The organism is Paramuribaculum intestinale (assembly GCF_003024925.1).
Taxonomy (GTDB): Bacteria; Bacteroidota; Bacteroidia; order Bacteroidales; family Muribaculaceae; genus Paramuribaculum; species Paramuribaculum intestinale.
In genome coordinates, this window is sequence record NZ_PUED01000105.1 from 1 (window position 1) to 9066 (window position 9066).

The 9066-nt window shown below is 57.3% G+C and carries 6 protein-coding genes; 4 read left to right on the plus strand and 2 right to left on the minus strand.

What is annotated here, in order from left to right; genetic code table 11:
• Nucleotides 1-56: 56 nt before the first annotated feature.
• From C5O24_RS08550 to C5O24_RS08565, 4 genes are all read left to right on the plus strand, one after another.
• Nucleotides 57-452 (plus strand): class I SAM-dependent methyltransferase, encoded by a 396-nt coding sequence (locus tag C5O24_RS08550; RefSeq protein WP_107681705.1) that lies wholly within the window; start codon nucleotides 57-59, stop codon nucleotides 450-452.
• 9 nt (nucleotides 453-461) lie between these two features.
• A complete protein-coding gene (locus C5O24_RS08555; protein WP_107035000.1) occupies nucleotides 462-2507 on the plus strand; it encodes a M13 family metallopeptidase in 2046 nt (681 codons plus the stop codon).
• Nucleotides 2508-2859: 352 nt separating this feature from the next.
• On the plus strand, nucleotides 2860-5862 hold the full coding sequence (locus C5O24_RS08560; protein ID WP_107681706.1) for a SusC/RagA family TonB-linked outer membrane protein: 3003 nt from the start codon (nucleotides 2860-2862) through the stop codon (nucleotides 5860-5862).
• Between the two features lie 28 nt (nucleotides 5863-5890).
• Complete coding sequence (locus C5O24_RS08565) at nucleotides 5891-7396, plus strand: RagB/SusD family nutrient uptake outer membrane protein (protein ID WP_107681707.1); 1506 nt, start codon at nucleotides 5891-5893, stop codon at nucleotides 7394-7396.
• Nucleotides 7397-7544: 148 nt separating this feature from the next.
• On the opposite strand, the gene C5O24_RS08570 is transcribed toward C5O24_RS08565, so the two are convergent.
• Both C5O24_RS08570 and tnpA read right to left on the minus strand, forming a co-directional pair.
• Entirely contained in the window at nucleotides 7545-7838 is a 294-nt protein-coding gene (locus C5O24_RS08570) for a DUF4491 family protein (protein WP_107035003.1), read from the minus strand.
• 556 nt (nucleotides 7839-8394) lie between these two features.
• Nucleotides 8395-8838: an IS200/IS605 family transposase gene (gene tnpA, locus C5O24_RS14610; protein WP_107681708.1), complete on the minus strand. Its 444-nt coding sequence runs from the start codon at nucleotides 8836-8838 to the stop codon at nucleotides 8395-8397.
• Nucleotides 8839-9066: the final 228 nt, after the last annotated feature.

The window sequence follows — 9066 nt, forward strand, 5'->3', positions numbered from 1 at the left end:
AAATTGGTTCGCTCGTCGGCGCCGTCAAGTTTGTATAAGAGACAGGGATAAGCCTTATGGCGGCCGACTGTCTGGGGCTGCCGTTTGCCGACGCCACGTTCGACGCTGTGACAGCCGCCTTCGGAGTGCGCAATTTCGCCGATCTTTCGGCGGGAATGCGCGAGATGGCGCGGGTGACGCGTCCGGGGGGCATGCTTTGCGTGATCGAGCTGTCGACTCCCCGCGGACCGGTCACCGGTCCGCTCTACCGCCTTTACACCCGCGGCATAGTGCCCGCTCTGGGGCGTCTTGTCAGCCGCGATTCCAACGCCTACAGCTATCTGCCGCAGAGCATCGCGGCTGTGCCGCAGGGACGCGAAATGTGCGCGCTGCTTGAGGCGAGCGGGTGGAAGTCGGCGAGCCATCTGCCGCTGACCTTCGGTTCCTGCACCATTTATTTAGCCTATAATTAACCATTTGATATGCTTAAACCAAAAACCGTTATCGCTTTGACTGCTGTCACTGCGCTCGCTCTCGGAGGCTGCTCCAAAAGCGAGCATCTGAAAAGCCTCGACGCGAATCTGATCAATGACTCGATTCCGGCGGGCACCGACTTCTACGAACATGTCACCCAGCGCTGGCAGGAGGCTCATCCGCTTACCGCCGAATATTCACGCTACGGCCAGTTCAATGTGCTCAACGACTCTTCGGAGGCGCGTGTGAAGGATATCATCACCGGCCTGGCCGCCACCAATCCCGAGCCGGGCACCGTTGCCTTCAAGGTGTCGACCATCTACAACCAGGCCATGGACTCCGCCCGCCGCAATGCCGAGGGCGCCGCTCCGATACGCGCCGGTCTCGACAAGATCGAGAACACTCCCCACGAGGGTATGGCCGACCTGTTCCTCTGGTTCCAGAAGGAGTACGGATCGCCCTTCATGGGCGCCGGCCCGATGGAGAACATGGTCAACTCCGACGAATACGCCATGTATCTCTCCGGCGGCTCGATGGGTCTGAACGACCGCGACTACTATCTTGAGAATGATCCCCGCAACACCGAGGTGCGCGAGGCCTACAGGAAGCTTATCAGCAGCCAGCTGACCAATGCCGGCTTCAGCGCCGACACCGCCGCCCGGATCATGAACACCGTCATGGAGATCGAAACGGCCATGGCCCGCGACGCCAAGACCCGCGAGGAGAGCCGCGACATCCAGGCGATGTACAATCCCCGCTCCTTCGAGTCGCTCAAGAAGGACTATCCCGCAGTGCCCTGGGACCGCTTCTTTGTCGAGACCATGGACATAGCCACGCCGATCGACACCATTATCGTGACCGACCCCAAGAGCATGGCGCGCGCCAACGCTCTGATGTCGACGCTCACCGACCGTCAGATCAAGGACTATTATCTGTGGAAATATGTTTCGGGTGCGTCGGGCTATCTCTCCGACGCGTTTGCCGACGCTTCGTTTGAGTTCTACAAGGTGCTCAGCGGAGCGCAGGAGCAGCGTCCGCGCTGGAAACGCGCCTTGAGCGCCACCGAGGGCGCCATGGGCGAGGCCGTAGGTCAGCTCTATGTAGAGAAGTATTTTCCCGAGTCGTCGAAGCAGTATATGCTCGGCCTTGTGGAGAACCTGCGCACGGCCCTTGGCCAGCACATCGACTCGCTGACATGGATGAGCGATGCCACCAAGGCCCGCGCCCGCGAGAAGCTCGCCGCTTTCACCGTCAAGATCGGTTATCCCGACAAGTGGAAAGACTACAGCTCCATGGAGATCGATCCGGAGAAGAGCTATTATGACAACATGCACGAGGTAAGCATGTGGCACACCCGCGACATGCTCTCGAAGTGGGGCAAGCCGGTTGACCGCACCGAGTGGGGCATGACTCCGCAGACGGTCAACGCCTACTACAATCCGCTGGCCAACGAGATTGTGTTCCCGGCAGCCATACTGCAGGCACCGTTCTTCGACCCGGCTTCGTCCGATGCCGAGAACTATGGCGGCATCGGCGTGGTGATCGGCCACGAGATGACCCACGGCTTCGACGACCAGGGCCGTCACTTCGACGCTAAAGGCAATATGACCGACTGGTGGGAGCCTCAGGATGCCGAGGCATTTAAGGCGCTCACCGACAAGCTCGTCAAGCAGTTCGACGCCGTGGAGGTGCTCCCCGGCCTTAACGCCAACGGTGCCTATACGCTCGGTGAGAACATCGCCGACCAGGGCGGTCTGCGCGTGGCCATGACAGCCTTCCTCAACTCGCAGAAGCAGAAGGGAGTGGATGTGGCTACCGCCAGGATCGACGGCTTTACGCCCGCCCAGGTGTTCTATCTCAACTATGCCAACCTCTGGGCACAGAACATCCGCGAGGCCGAGATGCGTTCGCTCACGCAGGGCGACGTGCATTCGCTCGGCAAGAACCGCGTGAATGTCACCCTCCGCAATATCGGGCCGTTCTTCGAGGCGTTCTCTATCACTGAGGGTCAGCCGATGTATCGTCCCGCAGAGGAGCGAGTGACCATCTGGTAAATCCATAGGGGAGTGTCGCGGCGGCATCGGTTGTCCGGGCCGCTCTGACAGTTGCCCATGTCGTAAATTAAATGGCGCCGTGCCGGATAGATTTCCGGTGCGGCGTCTTGTTTTCAGTCACTGCAACGGATCGATGTGACAAGGTTGTGCGGCATGTGATATTCCGACGATGAGGTCGGCAAAATAGTTAAAAACGTGAAATAAAGTTAAACGGGGGGGGTAAGTTAATTAAGATTAAATAATACTATATATCTTTGCGAGGATTTTGATAGAAGGCTCCGATGTGAAGTCGGCGCGATCCTGAAGTCATTACACATAAATCAATATTATTTATTTACACATTTTCTTAAGTATGAAAAAGCTGTTTTTATTACTTATGATGGTGGCAGCCATAGCTATCGGCGCATCGGCCCAGACGGTCAGTGTGCGTGGCGTGGTAGTCACTGCCGACGATGAGCCGGTGGTGGGAGCCACAGTCAAGGCCAAAGGCACCTCGATCGGCACACAGACCGATATCGACGGCAACTTCCGTCTGACGGTGCCCGCCGACGTGAAGCGCCTGACGGTGTCTTACGTGGGCATGTTTCCGGTCGAAGTGGCCGTGAAGCCTGAAGTGCGAATCGTGATGGAGAACGACGAGCAGATGCTCGACGAAGTGGTCGTGACCGGCTACGGCTCTACCCGCAAGGCGGCCTTCACCGGCGCTGCATCGGTGGTGGACGGCGATGTTGTCGACCGCAAGAGCGACGCCAACTTCGTGAAGTCGCTCGAAGGCACCGTGACAGGCTTCCAGTATAACAACTCCACTTCGGCTCCCGGCCAGTGGGGCTCGGTCTACGTGCGCGGCATGGGCTCGCTCAGCAGCTCCTCGCAGCCTCTCTACGTGATCGACGGCGTGCCTGTCAACTCCGACTACGACGACCTTTATGACTCCAACAACTATTTCGACCCGATGGCGGCCTACAACCCTGCCGACATCGAGAGCGTGACAGTGCTCAAGGATGCCGCAGCCACCGCCATCTACGGATCGCGCGCGGCCAACGGCGTGGTGGTGATCACCACCAAGAAGGGCGGACAGGCCCGTCTGAGTGTCACTTTCGAGACCCGTCAGGGCTTCTCGTCGATTGCCAACAACAACATGAAGTTTGCCAACTCGGAGCAGATGATGAACCTCATAAGTGGCGGCGTCGTGGCGTCGGGCGATTTCGACAATGTGCAGGAAGCCCGCGAATATCTCACCGACACGTATTTCGGCTGGGACGGCAAGACCTCGACCGACTGGGTAAAGGCCATCACCCGCAAGCCTTACTATCAGGACTACAATCTGGCGTTCAACGGCACTGTCGGCCAGACCAACTACTATGTGAGCCTCGGCTACAATAGCACCGACGGTCTGATCGTCGGATCGAGCAACACCCGCTACTCCGGACGCGTAAACCTCGACTCGAAGTACAAGTTCCTCACCGTAGGACTCAACTCGCAGTACAGCTACACCGACAACCAGTCGACCTCGCAGTCGACCAACGGCAGCATGTCGGCTCCTATGACCGGCGCCATCAGCTCCATGACTCCGTTCGATCCCATACGCGTGGAGGTTGACGGCCGGTGGGAGTGGAATCCCGTGCCCTACAACCCTCTCGCAGTGATGGATCCGAAGGTGGGCGATCTCAATCAGATCAACAACCAGACCATCAATGCCAATCCCTGGCTGCGTGTCGACTTCGGCAAGGGCATCTGGGCCAAGACCAACTTCGGCGTCAACATCATGGGTCAGCGCCAGTACAACTACTGGAGCGCCATCACCAATCCGCAGGGTCAGGACTACAACGGCCTCGGCCAGCAGTATAACGCCAACACCACGACCCTTACATGGACCAATACCCTCGGTTGGGACTACACCTTCGGCGACAAGCATGTGATCAACCTGCTTCTCGGTCAGGAGATGATGCGCCGCACCTATTGGCAGGAGTTCTATTCCGGCCAGGACTTCCCCTTCGCCGGCGACGGAATGCGTGATCTGAGCACCGCCGGATCGTGGGGCGACAGCTCCTACTACAAGGAGCAGAGCCGTCTGGCCTCCTACTTCGGCGACTTCCACTACAGCTATGACAACCGCTACTATCTCTCGGCATCGTTCCGCCGCGACGGCAGCTCGATATTCGGCAACGACAAGCGCTGGGGCAACTTCTGGTCGGTCGGCGGCAAGTGGCGTCTGACCCAGGAGGAGTGGCTCAAGGGCAACCGTCTGCTGACCAACGCCGCACTGCGTGCAAGCTACGGTACGGTCGGCAACCAGAGCCTCGGCTCGGTATACGCCGCCCGCGGATTCTATCGTCTCGGCTTCAACTACGCCGGCAAGCCCGGCATGGTGCCCTCGCAGGTGGCAAATCCCGATCTGTCGTGGGAAACATCGCGCAAGTTTGACGTCGGCTTCGATCTGTCGCTCCTCAACCGCGTCCACTTCACGTTTGACTTCTATAACGAAGACACATCCGACGCACTCTATTCCGTGCCACTTTCCTACACTACAGGTCTCGGTTCGTGGTACAAGAACATCGGCAAGATCCGCAACCGCGGCATAGAATTCGGTGTCAATGGCACGGCATTCTACACCAACGACGTGGCCGTAAACGTGTTTGCCAACATCACATGGAACCGCAACGAGGTGATCAAGCTCGCCGACGGATCGGTGGAAAGCACCTATACGATCATCGAAGAGGGACGTCCCTACCGTCAGTTCTACATGCCTGAGTATGCGGGCGTAAATCCCGAAAACGGCAAGGCGCTCTACTACAAGGGTACCGAGGGTGACGAGGTGACCGAAAACTATTTCGAGGCCGGCAAGCGCTATGTAGGCTCGGCCGACCCGAAAGTGTTCGGCGCATTCGGCTTCTCGGCCAATGCCTATGGCTTCGACGCGTCGATGCAGTTCAACTACCGTCTGGGCGGCAAAGTGTATGATTCGGGTCACAAGTTCACCGGCTGGGGCATGGACATGCGCACACCGCTCGAGAAGGTCGTGACCGACTCCTGGACTCCCGAGAACCCGGGCGGCAAGTACCCGCAGTATATCTATGGCGACCCCTACAACACCATGGCCAACTCCACCCGCTGGCTGATGAGCGGCAATTACCTGCGTCTGAGCAATATCACCTTCGGCTATACGGTGCCTGCCAAACTGACTCGCCGGTTCTTCGTGCAGAAGCTGCGCGTCTACACCACCTTCGACAACGTGCACACCTGGACCGCAAGCGACTTCACGGGCTACAACCCCGAGACATACTCGTCGGGCGAGATCGCATGGCAGTATCCGGCGGTGTTCACCTTCACCGGCGGCGTACAGGTGACTTTCTAACCTTTAACAAAACAAGAAGCTAAACAAGATGAAAAATATATTTGCAAAGGCGCTCGGAGTGGCAGCTGTAGCGGCCATGACGATGACTTCGTGCGGCGACAGTTTCCTCGACACCGACATCTATGATGCTGTCGACATGGAGGGCGCCCTCGACAACGCCAACCGTGTGGAGCTGGCTCTCAACGGCACCTACTACCGTTTCAGCCAATATTATTTCGCCGGCAACTACGCTACGGTCACCCCCGACATAGCGTCGGACATCACCTACTGGAACGGCTCGAACAGCCACCAGAACGCGATGTATCAGTTCAACTATCTCGACACGGAGTATTCGATGCTCTACATCTGGGCCTACGGCTACAAAGTGGTCGATAACTCTGCCCGCATCATACAGGCCTGCGACGAGCAGATACCGTCGGCAAGCGAGGCGGACAAGGCTACCCTCATACGCGCCAAGGCTGAGGCTCACGCGCTAAGAGCCTATGCGATGAGCGTGATGACCAACGTGTTCGGTCATCAGGTGAAGGTCAACGGCCAGGACTATTCGTCGACTCCCGGCGTGGTAGTCGTGGATACTCCCGTAGAGCCGGGAACGACCGTGAGCCGTTCGACTGTCGGCGACTGCTATGCCCAGATCCTCTCGGATCTCGACAAGGCTCTGGCCGGATTCAACGAGGTGGGCGACCGCCGTTCGCTCTTTGCCTTCGGCAAGGCTTCGACTCTGGGTCTGATGGCGCGCGTGAAGCTGATGCTCGAGGACTTTGACGGTGCCGCACAGGCAGCTGCCGACGCTCTCGCAGCCAAGGGCATCTCTACTCTGACCTACGATCCGGAGGCCTACGAGGCTCTCTATGCCGGTAACAACACCAATACCGAAAGCTTCCTTGCGCTGGCTCTCGACGAGAAGACCAACTGGAGCGCCAACTCCTGCGGCACGCTCTTCACCTCCTACTGCTATGGTCCCAGCCCCTATCTGGTAGGACTGATGGGTGAGAATGACATACGCACGGCCATCTGGTACTGGACTGACCAGAAGCGTTCGCAGATAGTGCCCTACGGCGACGCAGTGCCCTGGTTCGGCGGCGGCAAGTTCGGCGTGCCCGCGAGCGGCAACTGTGCCGAGGCCACCAACTATCTGATCAATGCTCCCGAGATGTTCCTGATCGAGGCCGAGGCCAAGCTGCGCAGCGCCTCCGGCAAGGATCTCGACGGCGCCCGCCGGGCTCTGCTGGTGGTGGCCAAGCGCAATCTCGATATCACATCGACGGCCGATCTGCCTTCGGACGAGGCCGCGCTGATGAGCTTCATCCGCGATGAGCGCGCCCGCGAGCTGTTCCAGGAGGGTCATCGCCTGTGGGATCTGCGCCGCTGGAATGTGACCACCGGTCTGACAGCCTATCAGGCTCCGACTGTGAAGTGGCGTATAAACAATGTCACTCTCGGCGATCTGGTGCTTCCGATTCCCGTCGATGAGGTAAATGCCGGTTTCGGCGTGGCTCAGAACGAGGGCTGGGAGGCTACCCGCCCGCAGTGATCAAACTCATTGCCGGGTAACACCGGCGATATTTCATACTAAAAAATAGTGCGGCAGGCTGACCGGGAGGTTCGCCTGCCTTTTTTATGTCGATTTCTTACGACTCTGGATGAAGCCGCTATGTCTCAGGATAAGGATAGGGGGAGGGTTATTGCCGCTTGCGGCGTCGCGGGTTGGCCGGAAACCATCCGCGTTCCACACGCTGTTCCTGTTCGAAAATCTCCTTGATGGTCCAGAACGAGGAGAAACCGGTCACTCCGAGCAGTGCCGACCACACTGTGTCGGCCATGGCCAGCGATGCGCCGGTGCATATTAGTCCGAGTATAAGAAACACCCACCAGCAGCCGGTGCCCCACCGGTAGTGGGCCTTGATGACTATCGGATGGAATATGCCTATGATGAGAAATGTGGCGGCGCCTAAAATCAGTCCTTGAAAGTGCATGTGGGTATGTTTTTTTGTTGATAAACACTGTTTCTGCGGCTCTTCTACGAAGATGCCGCGCATGGGTTCGCTGCTGTCCCCGTGAAGCCGAGCTTCGCCCGTCATGGCGGGGTTTCCAAAGGTTTGCGGTCTACGACCGCTGCCTGTGCTGTCGGTTGTCTTGCTGTCCCCACCAAGCCGAGCTTCGCCCGTCATGGCGGGGTTTCCAAAGGTTTTGCGGTCTACGACCGCTGCTGGCCTCCAGTGATGCCATGGCCTCCACTACTGACTGTGCTGCAGGTGGGTGGTGAAGGATGTTTTGGTCAGTGGTGTCCGTCGTTGAGGAGTGGATGATTCATTATACCATCTGGAGCTCGGTAGAGATGTGGTTTGATATACTTAGATGGGTTTACTCATAGCCTGTTGATATGAATTAGTTAATGATGATAGGGAGATTGGTCGTAGACCAATTTACTTCTGTAAGCCCCGCCATGGCGTGCGTAGCTCGCCTTGGTGGGGTGTGTCGGTGAAACACGCGGTGTCTTCGTAGAAGAGCCGCAGGGAAAGGTTTTCAGCCTTATTTGAAATACTCCGATTTCCATTCAAATCCGAGTTTTCGGCAGATATCTGTTATTTCATCTTCAAAGCTGATTTTCTGATGATGCTGGTCTTGATTTTGAATATAGTGTATGACGCTGTCTTTGTCGGTTGTCGATATGCTGCTGGCAAAATATTCGTGTGCCCATCCGTTAAAACGCAAAAAGCCATTGTTTTGTTTCATCCATATACTTGACGATCTCTTTAGTTCGCCCACGAGCCATGATAGGGCTTTTGTAGGATGCAGATCGATTAAAATATGTACGTGATTATCAGTTCCACCAATTCTAAGTGTCTTGCATTTGTTGGCTGTAATTATAGAATGGAGGAATGCATACAGAGTCCGTCTTTCACTTAATGTGATGGTTCGCTCTCTCTGGTAGGTGTTGAACACTATATGATGTAATGAACAGACTCGGCTCATGCTATGAATGGTGTTATGTGGGTTGTATTGTTTGACTGTTCCTGCGGCTCTTCTACGAAGATGCCGCGCATGGGTTCGCTGCTGTCCCCACCAAGCCGAGCTTCGCCCGTCATGGCGGGGTTTCCAAAGGTTTGCGGTCTACGACCGCTGCCGGCCTCCAGTGATGCCTGCTCCCCCGCTGCTGTCGGCGTGGGGGCGGGGGATTAACAGCCGCCGGAGGCAACGCCG

What these genes read in the sequence shown, in the direction of transcription:
- C5O24_RS08565 (WP_107681707.1), top strand. Translation starts at nt 5,891, where the DNA reads ATGAAAAATATATTTGCAAAGGCGCTCGGAGTGGCAGCTGTAGCGGCC.
- C5O24_RS08550 (WP_107681705.1), top strand. Translation starts at nt 57, where the DNA reads ATGGCGGCCGACTGTCTGGGGCTGCCGTTTGCCGACGCCACGTTCGAC.
- tnpA (WP_107681708.1), bottom strand. Translation starts at nt 8,838, where the DNA reads ATGAGCCGAGTCTGTTCATTACATCATATAGTGTTCAACACCTACCAG.
- C5O24_RS08555 (WP_107035000.1), top strand. Translation starts at nt 462, where the DNA reads ATGCTTAAACCAAAAACCGTTATCGCTTTGACTGCTGTCACTGCGCTC.
- C5O24_RS08570 (WP_107035003.1), bottom strand. Translation starts at nt 7,838, where the DNA reads ATGCACTTTCAAGGACTGATTTTAGGCGCCGCCACATTTCTCATCATA.
- C5O24_RS08560 (WP_107681706.1), top strand. Translation starts at nt 2,860, where the DNA reads ATGAAAAAGCTGTTTTTATTACTTATGATGGTGGCAGCCATAGCTATC.